General features: G+C 65.8%; 24 protein-coding genes. 12 read left to right on the plus strand and 12 right to left on the minus strand.

Annotation, left to right across the window (positions count from 1 at the left end; translation table 11 throughout):
- Positions 1–29 precede the first annotated feature (29 nt).
- Together ACX9OT_RS06425 and ACX9OT_RS06430 are read left to right on the plus strand one after the other, a co-directional pair.
- A complete protein-coding gene (locus tag ACX9OT_RS06425) occupies positions 30–1,595 on the plus strand; it encodes a POT-type proton-dependent oligopeptide transporter (RefSeq protein ID WP_132810487.1) in 1,566 nt (521 codons plus the stop codon).
- A 7-nt stretch (positions 1,596–1,602) separates the two neighbouring features.
- Positions 1,603–2,229 carry a rhomboid family intramembrane serine protease gene (locus tag ACX9OT_RS06430; RefSeq protein WP_032129656.1) on the plus strand — a complete coding sequence of 209 codons (627 nt, stop codon included), beginning with the start codon at positions 1,603–1,605 and terminating at the stop codon, positions 2,227–2,229.
- Between the two features lie 43 nt (positions 2,230–2,272).
- On the opposite strand, the gene ACX9OT_RS06435 is transcribed toward ACX9OT_RS06430, so the two are convergent.
- Positions 2,273–2,434, minus strand: coding sequence for a hypothetical protein (locus ACX9OT_RS06435; RefSeq protein ID WP_165929939.1), 162 nt, complete (start codon positions 2,432–2,434; stop codon positions 2,273–2,275).
- Between the two features lie 209 nt (positions 2,435–2,643).
- Here ACX9OT_RS06435 and ACX9OT_RS06440 point away from each other — a divergent pair, with 209 nt between their 5' ends.
- From ACX9OT_RS06440 to cfa, 3 genes are read left to right on the plus strand one after another with little or no spacing between them, the layout of a single operon-like run.
- Positions 2,644–2,946 carry a GNAT family N-acetyltransferase gene (locus tag ACX9OT_RS06440; protein WP_006455911.1) on the plus strand — a complete coding sequence of 101 codons (303 nt, stop codon included), beginning with the start codon at positions 2,644–2,646 and terminating at the stop codon, positions 2,944–2,946.
- A 37-nt stretch (positions 2,947–2,983) separates the two neighbouring features.
- Positions 2,984–3,865, plus strand: coding sequence for a DUF3298 and DUF4163 domain-containing protein (locus ACX9OT_RS06445; RefSeq protein WP_071229774.1), 882 nt, complete (start codon positions 2,984–2,986; stop codon positions 3,863–3,865).
- A 19-nt stretch (positions 3,866–3,884) separates the two neighbouring features.
- The gene (gene cfa / locus ACX9OT_RS06450; protein WP_149909190.1) at positions 3,885–5,000 is read left to right on the plus strand and encodes a cyclopropane fatty acyl phospholipid synthase; all 1,116 of its coding nucleotides are present in this window, start codon (positions 3,885–3,887) and stop codon (positions 4,998–5,000) included.
- A 125-nt stretch (positions 5,001–5,125) separates the two neighbouring features.
- On the opposite strand, the gene ACX9OT_RS06455 is transcribed toward cfa, so the two are convergent.
- Entirely contained in the window at positions 5,126–7,294 is a 2,169-nt protein-coding gene (locus tag ACX9OT_RS06455) for a M3 family metallopeptidase (protein WP_459001468.1), read from the minus strand.
- Between the two features lie 130 nt (positions 7,295–7,424).
- Between ACX9OT_RS06455 and ACX9OT_RS06460 the strand changes: the two genes are divergently transcribed.
- A complete protein-coding gene (locus ACX9OT_RS06460) occupies positions 7,425–7,904 on the plus strand; it encodes a glutathione peroxidase (RefSeq protein ID WP_180845214.1) in 480 nt (159 codons plus the stop codon).
- 77 nt (positions 7,905–7,981) lie between these two features.
- On the opposite strand, the gene ACX9OT_RS06465 is transcribed toward ACX9OT_RS06460, so the two are convergent.
- The 5 genes from ACX9OT_RS06465 to ACX9OT_RS06485 all read right to left on the minus strand — a co-directional run bounded on the left by ACX9OT_RS06465 (position 7,982) and on the right by ACX9OT_RS06485 (position 13,079).
- Entirely contained in the window at positions 7,982–8,761 is a 780-nt protein-coding gene (locus ACX9OT_RS06465; RefSeq protein ID WP_046984352.1) for a ferredoxin--NADP reductase, read from the minus strand.
- Between the two features lie 79 nt (positions 8,762–8,840).
- Positions 8,841–10,712, minus strand: coding sequence for an ABC transporter ATP-binding protein (locus ACX9OT_RS06470; protein WP_164080938.1), 1,872 nt, complete (start codon positions 10,710–10,712; stop codon positions 8,841–8,843).
- A gap of 96 nt (positions 10,713–10,808) precedes the next feature.
- On the minus strand, positions 10,809–11,630 hold the full coding sequence (locus ACX9OT_RS06475; RefSeq protein ID WP_107433039.1) for a hypothetical protein: 822 nt from the start codon (positions 11,628–11,630) through the stop codon (positions 10,809–10,811).
- A 66-nt stretch (positions 11,631–11,696) separates the two neighbouring features.
- Positions 11,697–12,146 (minus strand): carboxymuconolactone decarboxylase family protein, encoded by a 450-nt coding sequence (locus ACX9OT_RS06480; protein WP_049460578.1) that lies wholly within the window; start codon positions 12,144–12,146, stop codon positions 11,697–11,699.
- A gap of 36 nt (positions 12,147–12,182) precedes the next feature.
- A complete protein-coding gene (locus tag ACX9OT_RS06485) occupies positions 12,183–13,079 on the minus strand; it encodes an RNA polymerase sigma-70 factor (protein WP_459001472.1) in 897 nt (298 codons plus the stop codon).
- Between the two features lie 149 nt (positions 13,080–13,228).
- Between ACX9OT_RS06485 and ACX9OT_RS06490 the strand changes: the two genes are divergently transcribed.
- The 4 genes from ACX9OT_RS06490 to ACX9OT_RS06505 all read left to right on the plus strand — a co-directional run bounded on the left by ACX9OT_RS06490 (position 13,229) and on the right by ACX9OT_RS06505 (position 16,368).
- Positions 13,229–14,746, plus strand: coding sequence for a fumarate hydratase (locus ACX9OT_RS06490; protein WP_006377486.1), 1,518 nt, complete (start codon positions 13,229–13,231; stop codon positions 14,744–14,746).
- A 119-nt stretch (positions 14,747–14,865) separates the two neighbouring features.
- Positions 14,866–15,261 carry a hypothetical protein gene (locus tag ACX9OT_RS06495; protein WP_107433041.1) on the plus strand — a complete coding sequence of 132 codons (396 nt, stop codon included), beginning with the start codon at positions 14,866–14,868 and terminating at the stop codon, positions 15,259–15,261.
- 77 nt (positions 15,262–15,338) lie between these two features.
- Positions 15,339–15,674 (plus strand): hypothetical protein, encoded by a 336-nt coding sequence (locus ACX9OT_RS06500; RefSeq protein WP_107433043.1) that lies wholly within the window; start codon positions 15,339–15,341, stop codon positions 15,672–15,674.
- Positions 15,675–15,732: 58 nt separating this feature from the next.
- Positions 15,733–16,368, plus strand: coding sequence for a glutathione S-transferase family protein (locus ACX9OT_RS06505; protein ID WP_049398760.1), 636 nt, complete (start codon positions 15,733–15,735; stop codon positions 16,366–16,368).
- Positions 16,369–16,439: 71 nt separating this feature from the next.
- On the opposite strand, the gene arsC is transcribed toward ACX9OT_RS06505, so the two are convergent.
- From arsC to ACX9OT_RS06520, 3 genes are all read right to left on the minus strand, one after another.
- Complete coding sequence (gene arsC / locus ACX9OT_RS06510; RefSeq protein WP_071229758.1) at positions 16,440–16,781, minus strand: arsenate reductase (glutaredoxin); 342 nt, start codon at positions 16,779–16,781, stop codon at positions 16,440–16,442.
- Entirely contained in the window at positions 16,781–17,935 is a 1,155-nt protein-coding gene (locus ACX9OT_RS06515; RefSeq protein WP_019337376.1) for a phospholipase A, read from the minus strand. Before ACX9OT_RS06515 ends, arsC begins: the two co-directional genes overlap by 1 nt.
- A gap of 119 nt (positions 17,936–18,054) precedes the next feature.
- Positions 18,055–18,540 carry a DUF456 domain-containing protein gene (locus tag ACX9OT_RS06520; protein WP_049398758.1) on the minus strand — a complete coding sequence of 162 codons (486 nt, stop codon included), beginning with the start codon at positions 18,538–18,540 and terminating at the stop codon, positions 18,055–18,057.
- A gap of 236 nt (positions 18,541–18,776) precedes the next feature.
- On the opposite strand from ACX9OT_RS06520, the gene ACX9OT_RS06525 reads away from it, so the two are divergent.
- Complete coding sequence (locus tag ACX9OT_RS06525) at positions 18,777–18,986, plus strand: cold-shock protein (RefSeq protein WP_005410290.1); 210 nt, start codon at positions 18,777–18,779, stop codon at positions 18,984–18,986.
- Positions 18,987–19,057: 71 nt separating this feature from the next.
- Here ACX9OT_RS06525 and ACX9OT_RS06530 read toward each other — a convergent pair whose 3' ends face one another.
- Positions 19,058–19,552 (minus strand): glycine zipper 2TM domain-containing protein, encoded by a 495-nt coding sequence (locus tag ACX9OT_RS06530; RefSeq protein ID WP_010486804.1) that lies wholly within the window; start codon positions 19,550–19,552, stop codon positions 19,058–19,060.
- A gap of 136 nt (positions 19,553–19,688) precedes the next feature.
- Positions 19,689–20,123, minus strand: coding sequence for a cytochrome c (locus tag ACX9OT_RS06535; RefSeq protein WP_049398757.1), 435 nt, complete (start codon positions 20,121–20,123; stop codon positions 19,689–19,691).
- A 70-nt stretch (positions 20,124–20,193) separates the two neighbouring features.
- Between ACX9OT_RS06535 and ACX9OT_RS06540 the strand changes: the two genes are divergently transcribed.
- A complete protein-coding gene (locus tag ACX9OT_RS06540; RefSeq protein WP_107433047.1) occupies positions 20,194–21,021 on the plus strand; it encodes a tRNA threonylcarbamoyladenosine dehydratase in 828 nt (275 codons plus the stop codon).
- Positions 21,022–21,034: the final 13 nt, after the last annotated feature.

The raw sequence follows: 21,034 nt of genomic DNA on the forward strand, positions 1-21,034 counted from the left end.
CCTTTCGCTTTGCAGGAATGCCTTACAGGATGAGCCACGACGCAGTCGCCCCCATCGCCGGCCAGGGAAAGATGCCGCGCCAGATTCCGTACATCATCGGCAATGAGGCCTGCGAACGGTTCAGTTTCTACGGGATGCGCAACATCCTGGTGCAGTTCCTGATCACCTCGCTGCTGCTGCAGGAAATCACGGCGGAAGGCCGTGCCGGTGAAGCCAAGGACATCATGCACAGCTTCATGATCGGCGTGTATTTCTTCCCGCTGCTCGGTGGCTGGCTGGCCGACAGGTTCTTCGGCAAGTACCACACCATTCTCTGGTTCAGCCTGGTCTACTGCGCCGGCCACCTGTGCCTGGCGCTGTTCGAGAACAGCCGCGAAGGCTTCTTCCTCGGCCTGGGCCTGATCGCGCTCGGCGCCGGTGGCATCAAGCCGCTGGTGGCCTCGTTCATGGGTGACCAGTTCGACCAGAGCAACAAGCACCTGGCCAAGGTCGTCTTCGATGCCTTCTACTGGATCATCAATTTCGGCTCGCTGTTCGCCTCGCTGCTGATCCCGCTGGTGCTGAAGAACTGGGGCCCGCAGTGGGCGTTCGGCATCCCGGGCATCCTGATGTTCATCGCCACCTTCGTGTTCTGGCTGGGCCGCAAGCGCTACGTGCTGGTGCCACTGCCGCCGAAGGATCCGCATTCGTTCGCCAACGTGGTACGCACCGCGCTGACCGCGCGCGTGGCCGGCCAGGGCCGTCCGGGCCTGGTGATCGCCGTGCTCGGCCTGGTGCTGGCAGTGGCCTCGTTCGGCCTGGTTGGCTCGTTGGGCATTGTCATCTGCCTGTGCCTGGCGCTGGTATCGATCCTGGCCGGTATCGGCGGTGGCACTTGGCTGCAGCTCGATCGCGCCCGTGGCCAGCATCCGGCCGAAGCCGTCGAAGGCGTGCGCTCGGTGCTGCGGGTGCTGGTGATCTTCGCGTTGACCACGCCGTTCTTCTCGCTGTTCGACCAGAAGGCCTCGACCTGGGTCCTGCAGGGCCAGCAGATGCAGATGCCGAGCTGGTTCACCGCCTCGCAGATGCAGGCACTGAACCCGCTGCTGGTGATGATCCTGATTCCGTTCAACAACCTGGTGCTGTACCCGGCCCTGCGCCGCTTCGGCTTCGAGCCGACCGCGCTGCGCCGCATGACCGCCGGCATCGCCTTCAGCGGCCTGGCCTGGATCGTGGTCGGCGGCATCCAGGTGGTGATGGACGGCGGCAACGCCATGTCGATCTTCTGGCAGATGCTGCCGTATGCGCTGCTGACCTTCGGTGAGGTGCTGGTCTCGGCCACCGGCCTGGAGTTCGCCTACAGCCAGGCGCCGCAGGCGATGAAGGGCGTGGTGATGAGCTTCTGGAACCTGACCACCACCATCGGCAACCTGTGGGTGCTGCTGTCCAACGCGGCGGTGCGCAACGATGCGGTGACCCACAAGATCGCCAGTACGGGCCTGAGTGAAGCGGCGTTCCTGATGTTCTTCTTCGCCAGTTTCGCCTTCGTCGCGGCGTTGGCCTTCGGTTGGTATGCGAAACGCTATCGTATGGTCGACAACTACCGTAGCGCCTGAGCCTGACATGACCCCCGTCAATCTGCTGTTGATCGCCATCACCGCCATCCTGTCGTGGATGGCGTTCAACAACCGCAAGCTGGCCGACCGCCTGATCCTGTGGCCGCCAGCCGTCGACCGTCACCGCCAGTACGACCGGCTGGTGACCTATGGCTTCATCCACGCCGACTGGTCGCACCTGATCTTCAACATGATCACCCTGTTCTTCTTCGGGGGATTCATCGAGAGCGTGATGGTGCAGCTGACCGGCAGCTACCTGACCTACCCGGCGTTCTACATCGGTGCGCTGCTGGTCTCGATCCTGCCCAGCTACCTGAAGAACCAGAAGAACCCGAACTACCTCAGCCTGGGTGCGTCCGGTGCGGTGTCGGCGGTGCTGTTCGCCTTCATCCTGATCAAGCCGTGGTCGATCATCCTGGTGTTCTTCATCCCGGCGCCGGCCATCGTCTACGCCGCGTTCTACGTCGGCTACAGCATCTGGATGGACAAGCGCGGCGGTGACCGCATCAACCACAGCGCGCACCTGGCAGGCGCGGCGTTCGGCGTGATCTTCATGCTGGCCATGCAGCCGAGCATCTTCACTCACTTCCTGCGCGAACTCTCCAACCCGACCTTCCGCCTCGGCGGCGGTTGATGACGGGAGCGGGGCGGATCGGCAGCGATCCGCCCCCGCTGTTTCAGAGCGTGGGCTGCTGACCGTAGGTATCCAGCAGGCGGGCGAACACTTCTTCGCCGATGCGCTGGAAATCCTGGTCCTGGGTCTGCCCCTCCACGGCCAGTTGCAGCAGGCCCTCCAGCAGGGCGCGGTCGGTATCTGAATGGGAATCGCTGGGGTGCATCGGAGCCTCCGCGGTGGTGCGCATGATCAACGGTCGCAAGGGCCGTGCCAGCCTGGCCGTACCCCTCCACAGGCGATAGCGGCCGCCAGCGCTCCAGCTTGAGGGTCGCAAACTGACGTGAATGGAACGGACTTGCCCCTGTTCAGGCTTCACGCGATCATGGCGCCCGGCTGCGCACCATCCACGCAGTCGCCGCAGGAGACAGTTCCATGGCTTCGGTCACGCCCCCCGGTCTGGCCTACGAGGTCGAACACGACCTGGCCAACCATCGCTTCACCGCCCGTGTGCGCGGACAGCTGGCGGTGCTGGACTACCAGATCAAACGCAGGCGCATGGTCATCACGCATACCGAGGTGCCCGAGCCGATTGCCGGCCGAGGCATCGCCGGTGAGCTGACCCGTGTGGCGCTGCGTTTTGCCCGTGAGCAGAAGTACAAGGTGGTGCCGGCGTGTTCCTACGCCGAGGCCTTCCTGCAGCGACATGAGGAGTACCACGACCTGCTCGTTGGCTGAATGCCAGCGGGCCACGCTTCAGCCATGGCAGGCGATGATGTACAAACATGAACAGGGGATCCCGATGAAGATTGGAAACAACCGGCCATTGCACGGCAGCGTGCTGGCCGGCGTGGTGGGCGTGCTGTTGCTGGCCGGTTGCCAGCGTGAAAGCGAGCCGGCACCGGCGACCGACGCTGCGCCTGCCGCCGAGGCCACCGCCGCAGGTGAAACGCCGGCCACGGAAGCGCCGCTGGACCTGCGCGACGTGATCGAGAACAACGAACGCGAAGTGGTGGGTATCAGCTACCCGGCCGGCATCGACCGCTACCCGGGCCTGGCCCGCGCGCTGCAGAGCTATGCGACGAGTGCGCGCAGTGACCTGCAACAGGCGCTGGACGGGCTGGGCAATGACAAGCCGACCATGCCGTACGAGCTGTCGCTGAGCTTCGAGAAGCTGCTGGAAACCCCGCAGCTGGTGGTGGTCAGTGCCGATGGCAGCCGCTACACCGGTGGCGCCCATGGCGAACCGCTGGTGGCCCGCTTCGTGTGGCTGCCGCAGCATCAGCAGATGCTCAGCGCCGAAAAGCTGGTGGCCGATGCCAAGGGCTGGAAGGCGATCAGCGATTTCGTCGCCGACCAGCTGCGTGAACGCGTGGCCACCCGCCTCAGCGGTGAGGACATGGATCCGGCCCAGCTGCAGGAATCGCTGCGCAACGCATCGCGCATGATTGCCGACGGCACCGGCCCGCAGGCCGACAATTTCAGCCAGTTCCAGCCGCTGACCGACGACAAGGGGCAGATCACCGCGCTGCGCTTTGTTTTCCCGCCGTACCAGGTGGGTCCATACTCGGACGGCACCCAGACCGCCGATGTACCGGCGGCGGTGCTGTTGCCGCACGTGGCCAAGGACTACGTGGAGCTGTTCGCACGCGGTTGACCGCAGTCGAGGAGGTGGCGTGGATACAGGGTTGCAGGAGCGGGTCGCCGGCCTGCTGCAGGAAGCCGGGGTCCGCATCGGCGGTACCCAGCCACAAGATATCCAGGTGCATGACCCGCGCTTCTTCGCGCGGGTCATGGCGCACGGCTCGCTTGGCCTCGGCGAGAGCTACATGGACGGTTGGTGGGATGCCAACGTCCTGGACGACTTCCTTGTCCACCTGATGCAGGCGCACCTGGACGAACGGGTGCACGGTTGGCGCGAAGTGGCCGATGCACTGAAGGCGCGCCTGTTCAACCTGCAGGTGGGACAGGGCAGCTACGAGGTGGGCCGCCGCCACTACGACCTCGGCAATGATCTCTACCAGGCCATGCTGGGCCAGCGCCTGGTCTATAGCTGTGGCTACTGGCGCAATGCCGGCGATCTCGACGCCGCGCAGGAAGCCAAGCTTGACCTGGTCTGCCGCAAGCTGGGCCTGCGCCCGGGGCAGCGTGTACTGGACATCGGCTGTGGCTGGGGCGAAGCCCTGAAGTTCGCCGCCGAGCGCTACGGTGTCAGTGGCGTCGGCGTGACCATTTCGCAGGAGCAGGCCGAGTTCGCCCGCGAACTGTGCGCCGGCCTGCCGATCGAGATCCGCCTGCAGGACTACCGCGAACTGCACGAGCCGTTCGATGCGATCTTCTCGATCGGCATGTTCGAGCACGTCGGCGACAAGAACTACGCCAGCTTCTTCGAGGTGGCCAGGCGTTGCCTGTCACCGCGCGGCCTGCTGCTGCTGCACAGCATCGGCACCAACATCTCGCGGCATCGTACGGACCCGTGGATCGCGCGCTACATCTTTCCCAACTCGATGCTGCCATCGGCGGTGCAGATCACCAAGGCGTTCGAGGGCCGCTTCGTGCTGGAGGACTGGCACAACTTCGGCACCGATTACGACCTGACCCTGCAGGCCTGGCGGCGCAACGTGGAAGCGGCGTGGCCGCGGCTGGATGCGCGCTACGACGAGCACTTCCGGCGCATGTGGCGCTTCTACCTGGCCGGGTCGATGGCCACCTTCCGTTGCCGGCACGCGCAGCTGTGGCAGCTGGTGCTGTCGCCGGAAGGCGTGCCAGGTGGGTACGTGGCGCCACGCTGAAGCCAGCACGGGGCGGAGACCCCGGGGTCAGATCCCTTTTCGCAGAAAGGGCTCTGACCCCAACCACAACAAAAAAACCGCCCGGTCTCCCGGGCGGTTTTCGTTTCAGGCGACTGCGCTGGCGATCAGTTGCCGGCGCCGGTCAGGCCACGCTTTTCCAGCAGCGGTTCGATCTGCGGCTCGTGGCCGGCGAAATCGCGGAACAGCTGCATGGCATCCACGCTGCCGCCCTTGGACAGCAGGGTGGCGCGGAAGTGGTCGCCGTTCTTGCGGCTCAGGCCGCCGTTGTCCTTGAACCACTTCTGGGTGTTGGCGTCGAGCACTTCCGACCAGATGTAGGCGTAGTAGCCGGCCGAGTAGCCGCCCATGATGTGGCTGAAGTACGGGGTCTTGTAGCGGGGCGGGACCGGCGCGTAGTAGATGCCGTCCTTCTCCAGCGCGGCGCGCTCGAAGGCCATCACGTCCTTGGCGGCCGGCACCTGGTCGGCGCCGATCTGGTGCCAGCGCTGGTCCAGCATGGCCGCACCCAGGTACTCGGTGGTGGCGAAGCCCTGGTTGAACTTGGCTGCCGCCAGCACCTTGTCCAGCAGTGCCTGCGGCATCGCCGAACCATTCTGGTAGTGCTTGGCGTAGTTCTTCAGGATGACCGGGTTGTCGGCCCACATCTCGTTGACCTGCGAGGGGAACTCGACGAAGTCACGCGGCACCGAGGTGCCCGAGAAGTACGGGTACTTCACGTTGGAGAACATGCCGTGCAGGGCGTGGCCGAACTCGTGGAACGTGGTGTTCACCTCGTCCCAGGTCAGCAGGGTCGGCTGGCCGGCCGGCGGCTTCGGAATGTTCAGGTGATTGGCGACCACCGGCTTGAAGCCGGTCAGCTTGGACTGCGAGACGTAGGAGTTCATCCACGCGCCACCGCGCTTGGAGGCGCGTGCATACGGGTCGAAGATGAAGATCGCCAGCTGGCTGCCGTCGGCGTCGAACACGTCGTAGACGGTGACGTCATCGTGGTAGACCGGCAGGTCGGTGCGCTGCTTGAAGGTCAGGCCGAATTCCTGGCCCGCGGCGTAGAACACGCCGTTCTCCAGCACGTTCTTCATTTCGAAGTACGGCTTCAGCTGCGACTCGTCGAAGTTGTACTTGGCCTGGCGCACCTTCTCGCTGTAGAAGGCCCAGTCCCACGGTTCCAGCTTGAACGTCGGCTTGCCAGCGGCCTTCTGTTCCTGGTCGATCATCGCCTGCAGGTCGGCGGCTTCACGCTTGGCGTTGGCCACCGCGGCCGGGGCCAGCTTGCCCAGCATCGCGTTGACCGCTTCGGGGGTCTTGGCGGTCTGGTTGGTCAGGTTGTAGGCGGCGAAGTTCGGGAAGCCCATCAGCTTGGCCTTGTCGGCGCGCAGCTGCATGATGCGCGAGACCAGAGCGGTGTTGTCGAACTCACCGCCGCGGCTGCCGCGGCTCACCGACGCTTCGTAGATCTTCTGGCGCAGGGCGCGGTTGGCCAGGTTGGTCAGCGGCGGCTGGCCGGTGGTGTTGAGCAGGGTGATCACGTACTTGCCGTCCTGGCCGCGGGCCTTGGCGGCTTCGGCGGCGGCGGCGATCTGCTCCTTGGACAGGCCGTCCAGTTCCTTGACGTCGTCGACGGTGATCGCCGAAGCGTTCACTTCCGACTGCACGTTCTGGCTGAACTTGGTGCCCAGGTTGGCCAGCTCGGCGTTCATCGCCTTCAGCGTGGCCTTGTCAGCCTCGGACAGCTTGGCGCCGGCGCGCACGTAGTTGTCGTAGTACTTCTCGACCAGGCGCACGCCTTCGGCGTCCAGGCCCAGCTGGCTGCGGGTGTCGTACAGCGCCTGGATGCGGGCGAACAGCTTGCCGTTCAGCGCGATCGCATCGCTGTGCGCGGCGAACTTCGCCGAGTAATCAGCCTGCAGCTTCTTGCGGGTGTCGTTGGTGTCGGCGCCGACCAGGCTGAAGAACACGGTGGTCGCACGGTCGAGGATGTCACCGCTCTTTTCCAAGGCGATGATGGTGTTGTCGAAGGTCGGCTTGGCCTTGTTGTTGGCGATCGCCTCCACTTCCTTCAGCTGCTGCGCCATGCCGGCGTCGAAGGCCGGGGCGAAGTCGCTGTCCTTGATCTTGTCGAACTGCGGGAAGTGCAGCGGCAGCGGGCTTTCGGCGAAGAACGGATTGGCCTGCTGGGCATGGGTGCTGGCAGCCGGGGTGGCGGCGCCGGCCGAGAAGGCGGGCAGGGCAAGGCCGAGGGACATGGCCACGGCAAGGGCAAGGCGAGTGGTCAAGGTAGGAACTCCGGTAAGGCAAACAAGGGCCCGAGGGTAACCCGGCCGGCCGCGCCCGCACTTGTGTCAAAAGGCATGTTGCCGGGGCCGGGCGCGGGTACCATGCATTCATCGCCCACGGCCCGCTGCCATGACCACTGCCTACGACTTCAGCTTCCGCGACCTCGACGGCCAGCCGCAGGCCCTGGCCCGGTACCAGGGGCACCCGATGCTGCTGGTCAATGTCGCCAGCCGCTGTGGCTTCACCCCGCAGTACACCGGGCTGGAACAGCTGTGGCAGGAGTATCGCGAGCGTGGCCTGGTGGTGATCGGGTTCCCATGCAACCAGTTCGGTGCACAGGAACCGGGCGACGCCGCGCAGATCCGCCAGTTCTGTTCGCTGGACTACCCGGTCAGCTTCCCGCTGTCGGAGAAGATCGAGGTCAACGGCGACGGGGCTGATCCGTTGTGGGCATGGCTGTCACGCGAGAAGCGCGGCCTGCTGGGTAGCGCCCGCATCAAGTGGAATTTCAGCAAGTTCCTGGTCGACCGCCAGGGGCAGGTGGTGTCGCGTCACGCGCCCACCACCAGGCCGGAGCAGCTGCGCGGCGAGATCGAAGCGCTGCTGTGAGACGAACCCGAAAAGGGGACGGAGGGGATTAAGTCGTTTGTGCACAAACGACTTAATCCCCTCCGTCCCCTTTTTGCTTATTTCTCGACGAACGCGCGCTCGAACACGTAGTGGCCCGGCTGGCCGATGCGCGGCGAGACCTGGAAACCACGGGCATCGAGCACGCTGCGCAGGTCGGCCAGCATCTGCGGGCTGCCGCAGATCATCGCGCGGTCGTTCTCCGGGCTCAGCTCCGGCAGGCCGAGGGTGCGCTGCATCTCGCCGCTTTCCATCAGCTGGGTCAGGCGGCCCTGGTTGGCGAACGGCTCGCGGGTGACGGCCGGGTAGTACAGCAGCTTGTCGCCGATCATCTCGCCCAGGAACTCGTGCTCACGCAGTTCCTTCTCGAAGTAATCGCGGTAGGCCAGGTCCTTCTCGTAGCGCACGCCGTGGCAGAGGATCACCTTCTCGAAGCGCTCGTAGGTTTCCGGGTCCTTGATGACCGACAGCCACGGCGCCATGCCGGTGCCGGTGCCCAGCAGGTACAGGTTCTTGCCGGGGTGCAGATCGCTGATCAGCAGGGTGCCGGTGGGCTTCTTGCCGACCAGCACCTTGTCACCCGGCTTGATGTGCTGCAGGCGCGAGGTCAGCGGGCCGTCCTGCACCTTGATGCTGAAGAACTCCAGATGCTCTTCCCAGTTGGCGCTGGCGATGGAATACGCGCGCAGCAGCGGCCGCGCCTCGGTTTCCAGGCCGATCATCACGAACTGGCCGTTCTCGAAGCGGAAACCGCTGTCGCGGGTGAGGGTGAAGCTGAAGTAGGCATCGGTCCAATGACGGACCTCAAGCACCGTTTCGGCGCCAAAAGCGGAGGACATGGGCGTATCTATCGGAAGTCGTCGGGGTGATTCTATCTCAAATGAGACAGGTTCTCATTAGGCGGAACGAGAGGCGTTCTCAGCGGTAGCCGGCCGCCTGCAGCTCGAACAGCTCGGCGTAGCGGCCGCCCTGGGCCATCAGCTCTTCATGGGTGCCGCTGGCCTCGATCCGGCCATCGGCCAGCACCAGGATGCGATCGGCCATGCGTACCGAGGAGAAACGGTGGGAAATCAGCACTGCGGTGCGATTATCCGCCAGTTCCCTGAACCGCTGGAACACCTCGAACTCACTTCGCGCATCCAGCGCTGCCGTTGGCTCATCCAGGATCATCACCTGCGCATTGCGCATCCATGCGCGGGCGATGGCGATCTTCTGCCATTGGCCGCCGGACAGGTCCACGCCCTGCTTGAAGCGGCGGCCGATCAGCTGGTCGTAGCCGCCGGGCAGGTCGTCGATCACTTCCTCGGCCATTCCGCGCCGTGCGGCGTCGGCGATGCGCGCCTGGTCGTCCATCGCCTCGACCTGGCCGACGCCGATGTTCTCGCCGGCGCTGAGGTTGTAGCGCACGAAGTCCTGGAAGATCACCCCGAGATTGGCGCGCAGGTCGTCCAGGTCGTAGTCGCGCAGGTCGCGCCCATCGAGCAGGATGCGGCCCTCGTCCGGTTCGTACAGCCGCGCCAGCAGCTTCACCAGCGTGGTCTTGCCGGCGCCGTTTTCACCGACCAGGGCCAGTACTTCGCCGGCCTGCAGCTGGAAATCAAGGTGGCGCACCGCCCATTGCTCGGCATCCGGGTAGCGGAAGCCGACGTTCTCGAACACGAAGCCCTGCCGGATCGGCTGCGGCACGCGCACGGCCCCTTCGCGCGAGTGGATTTCCGGCTGGATCTGGAAGAACGAGAACAGGTCATCCAGGTACAGCGCCTGGCTGGCCACCTGCGAGAACCCGATCAACAGGCCCTCCAGCAGCTGGCGCAGGCGCAGGAAGCTGCCGGCGAGGAAGGTCAGGTCGCCGATCGAAAAGTCGCCGCGCACCGTGCGCCAGGCGATGTAGGCGTACGCTGTGTAGTAGCCCAGTGTGCCCAGTGCGGCCAGCAGCGTGCCCCAGAACGCACGCCGCCGGGCCAGGGCGCGGTTGGCCTGGAACAGCGCCACCGACAGGCGCCGGTAGCGCTCCACCAGGAAGCGGTGCAGGTTGTAGATCTTCACTTCCTTGGCCGTTTCCACGCTGGCACCGAGCTGGCGCAGGTAGTCGAGCTGGCGGCGCTCGGGCGTCCACTGGAAGTTGAGGCTGTAGCCGGCCGCGTTGAAGTGCGATTCGCCGATGAAGGCCGGCACCAGGGCCAGCGCCAGCAGCAGGATCAGCCACGGCGCGTAGACCAGCAGGCCGACGGCGAGGCTGGCCACGGTGATCGCGTCCTGCACCTGGCCGAACAGCTGGCTCATCAGGTTCATCCGGCCCATGGTCTGGCGTCGCGCACGGTCCAGCTTGTCCTGCAGGTCCGGGTCCTCGAAGTCCTCCAGATCCAGCGTTGCCGCGTGTTCCATCAACCGGATGCTGGTGACGTTGGCGAACAGTTCCGAGAGCAGGGCATCGGCGTAGCTGACCAGCCGGCCGAGCAGATCCGAGGCGATGGCCAGGCCGAATTCCAGCGCCAGCAGGCCCAGCAGCGGATTCAGTATGCCGCTGGACAGTGCTTCGCCCAGCGGCGGGAAGCCAGCGTCGTGCTGGCTCAGGTGCAGCGCGCTGTCGATGATCAGCTTGCCGACGTAGAGCATCGCCACCGGCAGCAGCGCACGGATCAGGCGCAGGCCAAGGCTGGCCAGGGTGAGCGCGGGGCTGGTCTTCCAGACCATGCGCAGGAACGGTGGCAGGTTGCGCATCGCCCTGAAGCGCTGGCGCAGGCTGGGTTTCTTCGCGGCGGCAGCGCCAGCGGTGGGGGTAGCAGGCATGTGCGTATTGTGCGCGCCCTGCGCGTGGCGGAGGCATGAACGGGGCGCATGCCTGCCATGCGCCGGCAGGGCAGCGCGTCGGCGCCGCCTGCGCGCTCAGTCCAGCGCAGCCAGCAGCGCAGGATGGTGAGCGAACCAGAAGCGCAGGGCCCCGCTGTCGATGCCGTAGGCGCCTTTCCAGAAATCGACGGGATAGCTCCAGTCCGAAGAGCGCGAGGTGCGCGGTGCCAGGCCGACCCGGGTGAAGCGTTGCGCCAGGCCGGGATGCTCGGGGGTCTGCAGCAGCCCGGCATGGCCCAGGGCATCCAGCAGGTGACGCGCCTGCTCGACGGACAGTTTCAGGCCCGGCAGCGCGCGCACGCGTTTGACGATGGTCGACGGGGTGTCCTTGGCGTCGCTCTCGTGGTGCAGCAGCCGCAGCAGTGCCACCAGTGTGCTCATGTCGCCGGGCGCCCGTCTGGGCGTCAGATTGTGTTGTTCCAACAGGAAGGTGATGGCGTTTACGCTTCCGCCGAGCACGACCCCGATGTTGTGGCGGACGCGCGCCCAGCTGGTCGGGTCGAATCTGCCTTCGCGGACCTGGCCGCAGACCGCACAGGCGAGGCTGGGGTGTGGCTGCTCCTGATGCCTTGGGAAGTGCACCATGAACGCATACGCCGACAGCCCGGCGCGCAGGTCGCTGCGGTTCTCCTGTACGCCGAGGATGAAGTTGTCTGCCACATGCTGGCGGTCGGCGCGGGCATAGGCGGCGAACATCCGCACCTGGAGGGCCTCATGGCCCGGATGTTCGACGGGCCACAACAGTCCATGCCGTTCAAGCGTCGACAGGAGTTCGGGCGGCGCGGTGTCCCGCTCCCGGTACTGGGTCAGCGCCTTCAGCGCCTCCTTGCTGGGCGTGTCGGGGGCTTCGTCGGCCATGACGTTCGGATGCTTCCTGCGGGGCAGGCACAGTGCCCGGCGGTCCAGGCACTGTCAACGAAGCGCTTAGGGCAGCGGCGGCAGCAGCCCGGCGCCCAGCCGGTTCCAGGCATTGATCACCGCGATGCCCATGCTCAGGTCGCTGATGCCCTTCTCATCGAAGTGCGGTGCCAGTGCATCGAACGCCGCCTGTGACGGTGCACCGTCGGTCAGCCGGGTCAGCGCTTCGGCCCAGCCCAGCGCCGCACGCTCGCGGGCATCGAAGAAACGGCTTTCGTGCCACGCGGGCAGCGTATCCAGCTTGCGCGGCTCGATGCCGCCCTTGCGCAGCGCCGTGCCGTGCATGTCCATGCAGTAGCCGCAGCCGTTGAGCTGGGACACCCGCAGGAACAGCAGTTCCATCAGGGTCGGATCGATCGAGCTGTCATGCACCGCCTGGCTGGTGGCCAGCAGGCCCTTGAAGGCTTCGGCGGCCAAGCGGGTGTAAGGGACGCGGGGAGAGGCGTGGTCGGACATTTTCGGCTCCACGGCGGCCACGATGGCCGCCTTTCATTACAAGGACGCCGTGCCGTCACCGCGCGTGACAACGTCCGGCAACTTTTCCGGATTCAACACGCTGTACACGTTGGCGATGCGGCCATCGACCACCTCGATGGTGGTGACCGAGTGCAGGCGATCGCCCTGGAAGCGCAGGATCGCAGGCTCGCCGTTGACGTAGCCCAACTGCGCCGGATGCGTCGCGCCACGGCGGGCGATGGCCCAGAACAGGCGGCCGATGCGCTCGGCGCCCAGCAGGGGCCGCACCGCCGCGGTAACCACGCCACCGCCGTCGGAAACCAGTACCGCGTTGGCGTGCAGCAGGGCCTGGATCGCTTCGCTGTCGCCACGCTGGGAAGCGTCCATGAAGCGCGCCAGCAGCTGCCGGTGCTGGCTGGCGTCGGCGTTGAAGCGCGGCCGCCCGGCCTGCAGGCGCTGCCGGGCACGATGCACCAGCTGCCGGCAGTTGGCCTCGCTGTGGCCGATCAGGTCGGCGATCTCACGGTAATCGTGGTCGAAGGCTTCCTTCAGCAGGAAGGCGGCGCGTTCCTCGGGGCCGAGCTGTTCAAGCAGGGTCAGGAAAGCCACCGAGACATCGTCGGCAAACGCATGCAGCTGGGCGGGGCCGGGCGCTGGGTCGGGCTCCAGGGCGACCGCCAGTGGCTCGGCCAGCCACGGGCCGACGTAATGCACGCGCTCGCGCTTGGCTGCGCGCAGCCGGTCCAGGCCGAGCCGGGTGGTGGTGGTGACCAGCCAGGCTTCGGGGTCGCGGACGGCCGCCGGGTCGGCGCCGGACCAGCGCAACCAGGCATCCTGGACCACGTCTTCGGCGTCGGCGCGACTGCCGAGCAGGCGGTAGGCCAGCGCCATCAGGCGCGGACGGTGGGTCTGGAAAGCGGTTTCAGCGTTCATGTGGGCAAGGACGCGCCAGCGGGGCGTCGCGTGACAGAGGGTTCGGGGTCTGATCTTGCCGGCCAGCGGCCGGCACTACCACCCCGCGGCCGGGGGAGGGGGTAAAATGGGGGGATTACCCCCGCCAGCCTCCAGCAAGCGAGCAAGTCGTGACATCGATCAAGCAGGAAGACCTCATCCAGTCCATCGCCGACGCGCTGCAGTACATCTCGTACTACCACCCGGTCGACTACATCAAGAACCTTGCCGCCGCCTACGAGCGCGAGGAGTCGCCGGCCGCGAAGGAAGCGATGGCGCAGATCCTGATCAATTCGCGCATGTGCGCCGAAGGCCACCGTCCGATCTGCCAGGACACCGGCATCGTCACCGTGTTCCTGGAAATCGGCATGGACGTGCGTTGGGACGACGCCACCATGGGCGTGGAAGACATGGCCAATGAAGGCGTGCGCCGCGCCTACATGCACCCGGACAACAAGCTGCGCGCTTCGGTGCTGGCTGATCCGGCCGGCAAGCGCATCAACACCAAGGACAACACCCCGGGCGTGGTCAACGTCAAGGTGGTGCCGGGCAACACCGTCGACGTCATCGTCGCCGCCAAGGGTGGTGGTTCGGAAGCCAAGACCAAGTTCGCCATGCTCAACCCGTCCGACTCCATTGTCGACTGGGTGCTGAAGACCGTGCCGACCATGGGCGCCGGCTGGTGCCCGCCGGGCATGCTCGGCATCGGCATCGGCGGCACCGCCGAGAAGGCGATGCTGCTGGCCAAGGAAGCGCTGATGGAGCCGATCGACATCACCGAGCTGCAGGCCCGTGGTGCGTCCAACCGCATTGAAGAGCTGCGCCTGGAGCTGTACGAGAAGGTCAACGCGCTGGGTATTGGCGCGCAGGGCCTGGGTGGCCTGACCACCGTGCTCGACATCAAGATCAACGACTACCCGACCCATGCGGCCAACCTACCGGTGGCGATGATCCCGAACTGCGCCGCCACCCGCCATGCGCACTTCACCCTGGATGGCAGCGGCCCGGTGATGCTGGACCCGCCGTCGCTGGAGGACTGGCCGAAGCTGACCTACGATTCGTCCAAGGGCACCCGCGTGGACCTGGACACGATCACCCCGGAAGATGTGGCCAGCTGGAAGCCGGGCCAGACCCTGCTGCTGAACGGCAAGCTGCTGACCGGCCGCGACGCCGCGCACAAGCGCATGGTCGACATGCTCAACAAGGGCGAGGAACTGCCGGTCGATCTGAAGGGCCGCTTCATCTACTACGTCGGCCCGGTCGATCCGGTGCGCGACGAAGTGGTGGGTCCGGCTGGTCCGACCACGGCGACCCGCATGGACAAGTTCACCCGTCAGGTGCTGGAGCAGACCGGTCTGCTGGGCATGGTCGGCAAGGCCGAGCGCGGTCCGGCGGCGATCGAAGCGATCCGTGACAACAAGTCGGCCTACCTGATGGCCGTCGGTGGTTCGGCCTACCTGGTGTCCAAGGCGATCAAGGCGGCCAAGGTGGTCGGTTTCGCCGACCTGGGCATGGAGGCGATCTACGAGTTCACCGTGCAGGACATGCCGGTGACCGTGGCGGTGGATTCCACCGGCGAATCGGTGCACAAGACCGGCCCGCGCGAGTGGCAGGCCCGCATCGGCAAGATTCCGGTGGTGGTGGAGTAATTCCTCCCGTTCCGGTCGAGACAACGGCGCCCGTGTGGCGCCGTTGTTGTATGCAGCCTGCCCGTGGATGGCATGCTCTGCTAACGTGCGCTGTCTGACGTATTGGAAGGGAGTCCATCGTGCTGCAGTGGTCGCGTGTTTTCGTGTTGCTGGTCGCTGCGCTGGCGTGCAGTGCCTGCGGGCCACGTTATTTCGTCGAACCGCCAACCCACGAAGCGGGGAGGATCTGCGCGGCGGTCTGCGAGAGCCAGAAGGCGACGTGCGACTTCCACAACCGCGCCCGCGCGGAATCGGATCAGCGCAGCTGCGAAAGCGAGAAGAGCCGGATCATCAGCCGTTGCAGTGGTATCGCCGACGACAAGCAGCGGCACAACTGTGAAGGGGGCAACGGCGCCGGCACCTACTGCGGTTCCCCGGCGCTTCCTTCATGCAGTGCTCCGTACGCCCAGTGCCTGCTCTCCTGCGGCGGCACCGTGAATGAAGTCCGCACCGACACCGGCATTCCCGTGTACTGATTCGGGGGCGCGCGTCGCTGCCTGCACGAGTAACCGTAGTCTGCTAAGGTCGGAACACCCCTGCACTGGATGTGCCCATGCGCCTGCATCGATCCGTCGCGGCTGTGTTCCTGCTGCTCCTGGCCGGCTGCAGCACAACGTCATCCTATGAAGGTGCGGATTTCTCCGCCTCCTCGCAGTGCCGCATGCAGTGCCAGGCCGACTATCGCAGCTGCATGGCGCGGGGCAGTATCGGCAGCAACGACTTCAGCTGCGAACAACAGATGGTGCCGGCGCCGGACAAGCGCTGCAAGGACATTGCCAACCCCGAGCTGCGCCGTTCCTGTGAACTGAAGACGCACGACTGCGCGATACGCACGCCGATCATGTCCTGTAGCGAAGGCCGCGATACCTGCATGAGCCGCTGCGGCTGAGCAACGATTGCGCGCGTGGGCGCATAATCGGCTGATCCACCTGCACAGGATCTTCCGCATGAGCACCACGCTGTATGGTTCAACCAGTACCGCCGCGCTGGTGGTGCACTGGCTGCTGATCGAGCTGGGCATCGAGCACGAACTGGTGCTGCTGGATTTCGACGCGCGCGAGCACAAGTCGGCGGAGTACCTGGCGCTGAATCCGGCCGGTGTGGTGCCGACGCTGCTGATCGATGGCTTGGTACTGACCGAAGCGGCGGCGATCGCGCTGTATCTGGCTGACCGCCATCCGGAGGCCAACCTGCTGCCCGCACTGGGCACGCCGCAGCGCGCCGATGCCTACCGCTGGATGTTCTGGTGTGCCAATACGCTGCAGCCGGCCTATCGTGCCTGGTTCTATCCGCATGAAATGGCGGGCGAGGCAAATATCGAAGCGAGCCGCGAGATGGCCCGTCAGCGCCTTGAGGCGGCCTGGCAGCAGGTCGCCACGCACCTGCAGGCGCATGGCCCCTACCTGCTGGGCACCACGCCCTGCGTGGTCGACTACATGCTGGTGATGCTGATGCGCTGGTCGCGCAACATGCCGAAGCCCAGCGACACCTGGCCTGTGCTCAAGGCACATGCCACGTCGATGAAGGCGCGCCCGGCGTTCGCCGAGGTGTACCGCCGCGAAGGCATCACCGACTGGCGGTAACCAGAAAAGGGGACGGAGGGGATTAAGTCGTTTGTGCACAAGCGACTTAATCCCCTCCGTCCCCTTTTCCGTTACAGGATCTCCAGCACCGTTTCCGGTGGACGGCACAGCCGGGTGCCCTTGGGCGTGCGCACCACGGGGCGGTTGATCAGGCGCGGGTGTGCGGCCATCGCGGCCAGCAGCGTGGCCTCGTCCGCATCTTCCAGGCCCAGTTCGGCGAACTGCGCTTCCTTGCTGCGCACCAGATCACGTGCGCTCAATCTGGATTCGGCCAGCACCTGGCGCAGTGTGGTCACATCGGGTGGATTGCCCAGGTACTCGATCACCTCCGGATCGAAGCCCGCATCGCGGATCAGCTTCAATGCGCCACGCGAGTTGCTGCAGGCCGGGTTGTGCCAGATCGTCACGTCCATCAGAACCACTCCAGCAGGGACACGCCCACGCCCACGTAGGTGGCCTTGTGGTTGTAGTCGATCAGGCTTTCGCCGTAGCCGTCGAAGATCTGCACGTGGCCGCGCAGCAGGTTGCTGATCGGGAAGCCGTAATCCAGCTGCAGGGCACCGTGTGAGCGGCTGCCGGTACGCAGCGAATGGCGTGCCATCAACGAGACTTCGTGGCCGTTGCGGTTCCAGGTCAGGGTCGCATCACCGCGGCCCATGTAGTCCTCGATGTCCGGATTGTTGTCGTCGCTGCGGGTCTCGGGAATGCGGTACCACGGCCGCAGCACCAGCGCCCAGTTCTCGCGGTCCAGGCCGATGTTGAGCATGACCCGGTTCCAGCTGCGCGACAGCGGATCGGCGCGGCCGTTGGACTGGTGGTTCAGCGCGATGCCGGTCATGCGGCCGCGCCAGCCACCGATCGAGTAGCCGTTGCGGAACACCATCATCACTTCCGGCTCGTAATTGGTTTCGCGGAACGGGCGCGAATCCTCGCCGTTGTAGGCCTGCCAGCGCGAGCTCTGGGTATAGCCGGCCCAGATGTCGCCGTTGTCGCCAAACAGGTTCTCGGCGATCTTGGTCTTGAAGCTGATCTGGAACTTCAGTTCGGCGCTGTCCAGCACCTGCGGCGTGGTGACCGTGTTGGCCGGGTTCGGCGAATGCGGCGTGGTGTTGCGGTCGCTGGTCCAGAACGCCGGCAGCAGGTACACCGGCTTGTAGGCACGCAGCTGGAATGGCCCGAGCTTGGAGTCCTCGGCCAGTTCCCAGCGGCTGTCCAGCAGCGAACCGCGGCCGGCATTGGCCAGCGCGCTGTCGGGCGCAGCGGGGCGGAACAGGTCGCTGACCCGCTCGCGCAGTTTCTCTTCGCCCTGGCTCACGCGTGCGGTCTGGCGTTCTTCGCGACGGGCCTGCGCGGCCGCCTCGGCAGCGGCATCGGCGGCGGCCGTGGCCTGCGGCGTATGCGCGAACAGGCGGTCATAGCAGGCCAGGCGCGCCGCGTCAGTGGTGATGGCGGCACACGCCGCAGGCGAGGTATCGGTGCTGGGCACGAATTCCTGCGCGGCCAATGGGGCACTGGCCAGGGCCAGCGCCAGCGGCGCAAGGCGGGGAAGCAGCGGGGGGAGGGTCATTCCAGCAGGCCCTTCGGTGAATACGGGAATCGCACAGTGTGGCGGCTGTACCGCATCGCGGCCAGCCCCCACGGTTTATGCACGGCCACCGCGTGCGCGCTGCGTGAAGACGGTGCGACTTACAGGAACCAGGCGAAGGCGAACAGGCCCAGCATCGCGATCACCACAGCCAGTTTCAGCGCCAGGCCGAGCAGGATGCCGAGCCAGGTGGCCAGACCCACCTTGGTCGAGCGGCCCAGTTCACGGGTGTGCCAGTACTCGCCGGCCAAGGCGCCGATCAGGGGCCCGGCAAAGAGACCGATCGGCATGAAGAACAGCCCGACGATGCTGCCGACGAACGTGCCCCACAGCGCCTTGCGGCTGGCACCGACCCGCTGCGCACCCACCACTGTGGCCAGTACGTCCACCAGCAGCGAGAGCAGGGTCAGTACGCCCAGCGCGACCAGGGTCGGCCAGCCGACGTGGGCGAAGCCGTCGGCCCATGCCGCCAGCAGCAGTCCGATGAATACCAGCGGGATGCCGGGGAGGGCCGGAAGGATGATTCCGGCGATGCCGACGAGGACAAAAATGACCGCTAGCAGATATAAGATGAATGAGAGTCCCATGCTGTCCCGTATGGTGGTCGTTTTGGGGTTGACAGTGAAAGATTTTGCCAGTTGATTTTTCGTTTTGGGCGGGTTAAGTTGCAGTCGCTGAGCTTGGCAAGGTCACCGTGGATCGTGGCCTGATGAAGCAAGATCTTCCCGATCCGCTGCATCGATGCACCTCGCTTCCCCCTTGCTTGTCAGCCGCCCACCAGGCGTTTCCTACAACAAGAGAGAGTCACCAGGGAGTTAGTGAGATGTCTGATCGCGAGACCGGTACCGTCAAGTGGTTCAACGATGCAAAGGGCTTCGGCTTCATCAGCCGTGAAAACGGCGAAGACGTGTTCGTGCACTTCCGTGCCATCCAGACCCAGGGCTTCAAGAGCCTGAAGGAAGGCCAGAAGGTCACCTTCACCGTCGTGCAGGGCCAGAAGGGCCTGCAGGCCGACGCCGTTCAGCCGACCTGATCGCGCTGCATACCGTCAAATGAAAAGGCCCGCGCAAGCGGGCCTTTTCTTTGCCATCGGCCCGATGCAGGTCAGCGCAGGATGACCTTGCCGTTGACCACGCGCACGTAGGTGTTCTCGCGGATGCCGCCGAGGTCGCGCTGGTTGACCACGATGGTGCGGCCATCGTCCATGCGCACGCTGATGTCGTAGGTGTCGCTGGTCACGTTCTTCTGGATCTGGTTGCCGGCCAGTGCGCCACCGACCGCGCCCGCAGCGGCGGCGATGTTCTTGTTGCCACGGCTGCCGCCGGTGTGGTCGGAGATCTCGTGGCCGGCCACGGCGCCGACGATGCCGCCCAGGATCGCGCCGGTCGCGCTGGGCGCGGTACGGCCGGACTGCACGGTGTTGATGCGGGTCACGATGCCGCAGTCGGCGCAGCGGCCCTGGTTGTAGCCACCATTGTTGCCGTAGCCGCCATTGTTGTAGCCGTTGTTGTAACCACCACCGCCGTAGCCGGGCGAGGTGGCACAGCCAGCCAGGGCAAGGGTAGCGATGGCGCTGGCGGCGATGAGCTGGATCTTCATGGGGCGTCTCCTGGCCGTGTAGGCGGGTGTCTGGGGTGGTACTGCGTCATGCAGCAGGGTGGACGAATCGTCCCCTTTTGAACGTGAACAAGGCGCCAACCGCGCAGGCCTTGTCCGGCTGCAGGATGAATGCGGCTCAGCGGAAGTCCTGGTGGCAGGCGCGGCAGTCGGCCTGCACCGTTTCCACCACCCGGGCCAGGGCCGTGCAGTCGCTGGGCGGCGCCGCCAGAGCGGCGTTGAGGTTGCCGCGCAGCTGGCTGGCATGCTGCTGGAACTGCGCGCTGTCCTTCAGCCCGGGAAAGGCCAGGTCCAGGTCGTTGGACAGCAGGCGCATCGCCTGCAACCGCGGCACGCTGTCGGCCAGGCTGCAGCGGTTCTGCTGCTGGGCCTGCTGCAGCAGCTGTGATTGCCGTTGCATCACCTGCATCAGGCTGTCCGGGAACGGATCGCGGCGGGCCTGCAGGGCGCGGCCGACCATCACCGTGGCGATCAGGCCGATCAACAGGCCCAGGCCGAGCACGAACAGATAGCGGTAGGCGGTGGACGGGCGGCGGGGCGGGCTGGCGTTCATGGCGGGCTCTCCGGATGGGTTCGATGCCGGCGCGCTGCAGGCGCTGGCGCCTGCACGTTAAAATAGCCGGATGAACGAACAGGTCAAACAACGCTTCGCCGGCATCGAACGGCTGTATGGCGTGGGCGCACTCGAGCGCCTGCAGAGCAGCCGCGTGGCGGTGGTGGGCATGGGTGGCGTTGGCTCGTGGGTGGTGGAGGCATTGGCCCGTTCGGCGGTCGGTCACCTGACCCTGATCGATGCCGATGACATCTGCGTGTCCAACACCAACCGGCAACTGCCGGCGATGGAAGGCAACTACGGCCGCAACAAAGCCGAGGCGATGGCCGAACGCTGCCGCGCGATCAACCCGGACATCGAGGTCGATGCCGTACAGGCGTTCCTGACGGTGTCGAACATGGCCGAACTGCTGGACCGTGGCTTTGATCTGGTGATCGATGCCTGCGACAGCTTCCGGGTCAAGGTCGAGACGATTGCCTGGTGCCGCCGCCGCAAGCTGCCGCTGCTGACCGTGGGGGCTGCCGGTGGTCGCACCGATCCCACCCTGGTGCGCATCCGCGATGTCTCGCGCACCGAGCACGACGCCATGCTGGCGTTGATCCGCAAGAAGCTGCGCAGCGAGTTCAACTTTCCGAAGAATGCCAAGCGCTACTTCGGCGTGCCGGCGGTGTATTCGCTGGAGAATGTGAAGTACCCGCAGGCCGATGGCAGCGTCTGTGGCATCCGCCCGAACCTGGGCGCTGATGCGGCATTGAAGCTGGACTGCGGCGCGGGCCTGGGTGCGGCGACCCACATCACCGGTGCGTTCGCGTTCGCGGCGGTCGGCAAGGCGCTTGAAATGCTGCTGGAGCCGAAGAAGGTGAAGGCCGAAGTGGTCGAGGATCACGCTGACGCGTGATGGCAGTGCCGGC

The sequence above is a fragment of the Stenotrophomonas genospecies 3 genome, assembly GCF_054473855.1.

Coding starts and splice junctions, on each gene's coding strand:
- ACX9OT_RS06430 (WP_032129656.1), top strand. CDS start 1,603: ATGACCCCCGTCAATCTGCTGTTGATCGCCATCACCGCCATCCTGTCG.
- ACX9OT_RS06460 (WP_180845214.1), top strand. CDS start 7,425: ATGACCACTGCCTACGACTTCAGCTTCCGCGACCTCGACGGCCAGCCG.
- ACX9OT_RS06540 (WP_107433047.1), top strand. CDS start 20,194: ATGAACGAACAGGTCAAACAACGCTTCGCCGGCATCGAACGGCTGTAT.
- ACX9OT_RS06500 (WP_107433043.1), top strand. CDS start 15,339: ATGCGCCTGCATCGATCCGTCGCGGCTGTGTTCCTGCTGCTCCTGGCC.
- ACX9OT_RS06535 (WP_049398757.1), bottom strand. CDS start 20,123: ATGAACGCCAGCCCGCCCCGCCGCCCGTCCACCGCCTACCGCTATCTG.
- ACX9OT_RS06480 (WP_049460578.1), bottom strand. CDS start 12,146: ATGTCCGACCACGCCTCTCCCCGCGTCCCTTACACCCGCTTGGCCGCC.
- ACX9OT_RS06440 (WP_006455911.1), top strand. CDS start 2,644: ATGGCTTCGGTCACGCCCCCCGGTCTGGCCTACGAGGTCGAACACGAC.
- ACX9OT_RS06530 (WP_010486804.1), bottom strand. CDS start 19,552: ATGAAGATCCAGCTCATCGCCGCCAGCGCCATCGCTACCCTTGCCCTG.
- ACX9OT_RS06525 (WP_005410290.1), top strand. CDS start 18,777: ATGTCTGATCGCGAGACCGGTACCGTCAAGTGGTTCAACGATGCAAAG.
- ACX9OT_RS06485 (WP_459001472.1), bottom strand. CDS start 13,079: ATGAACGCTGAAACCGCTTTCCAGACCCACCGTCCGCGCCTGATGGCG.
- ACX9OT_RS06465 (WP_046984352.1), bottom strand. CDS start 8,761: ATGTCCTCCGCTTTTGGCGCCGAAACGGTGCTTGAGGTCCGTCATTGG.
- ACX9OT_RS06520 (WP_049398758.1), bottom strand. CDS start 18,540: ATGGGACTCTCATTCATCTTATATCTGCTAGCGGTCATTTTTGTCCTC.
- ACX9OT_RS06470 (WP_164080938.1), bottom strand. CDS start 10,712: ATGCCTGCTACCCCCACCGCTGGCGCTGCCGCCGCGAAGAAACCCAGC.
- ACX9OT_RS06425 (WP_132810487.1), top strand. CDS start 30: ATGAGCCACGACGCAGTCGCCCCCATCGCCGGCCAGGGAAAGATGCCG.
- ACX9OT_RS06505 (WP_049398760.1), top strand. CDS start 15,733: ATGAGCACCACGCTGTATGGTTCAACCAGTACCGCCGCGCTGGTGGTG.
- ACX9OT_RS06445 (WP_071229774.1), top strand. CDS start 2,984: ATGTACAAACATGAACAGGGGATCCCGATGAAGATTGGAAACAACCGG.
- ACX9OT_RS06435 (WP_165929939.1), bottom strand. CDS start 2,434: ATGCACCCCAGCGATTCCCATTCAGATACCGACCGCGCCCTGCTGGAG.
- arsC (WP_071229758.1), bottom strand. CDS start 16,781: ATGGACGTGACGATCTGGCACAACCCGGCCTGCAGCAACTCGCGTGGC.
- ACX9OT_RS06515 (WP_019337376.1), bottom strand. CDS start 17,935: ATGACCCTCCCCCCGCTGCTTCCCCGCCTTGCGCCGCTGGCGCTGGCC.
- ACX9OT_RS06475 (WP_107433039.1), bottom strand. CDS start 11,630: ATGGCCGACGAAGCCCCCGACACGCCCAGCAAGGAGGCGCTGAAGGCG.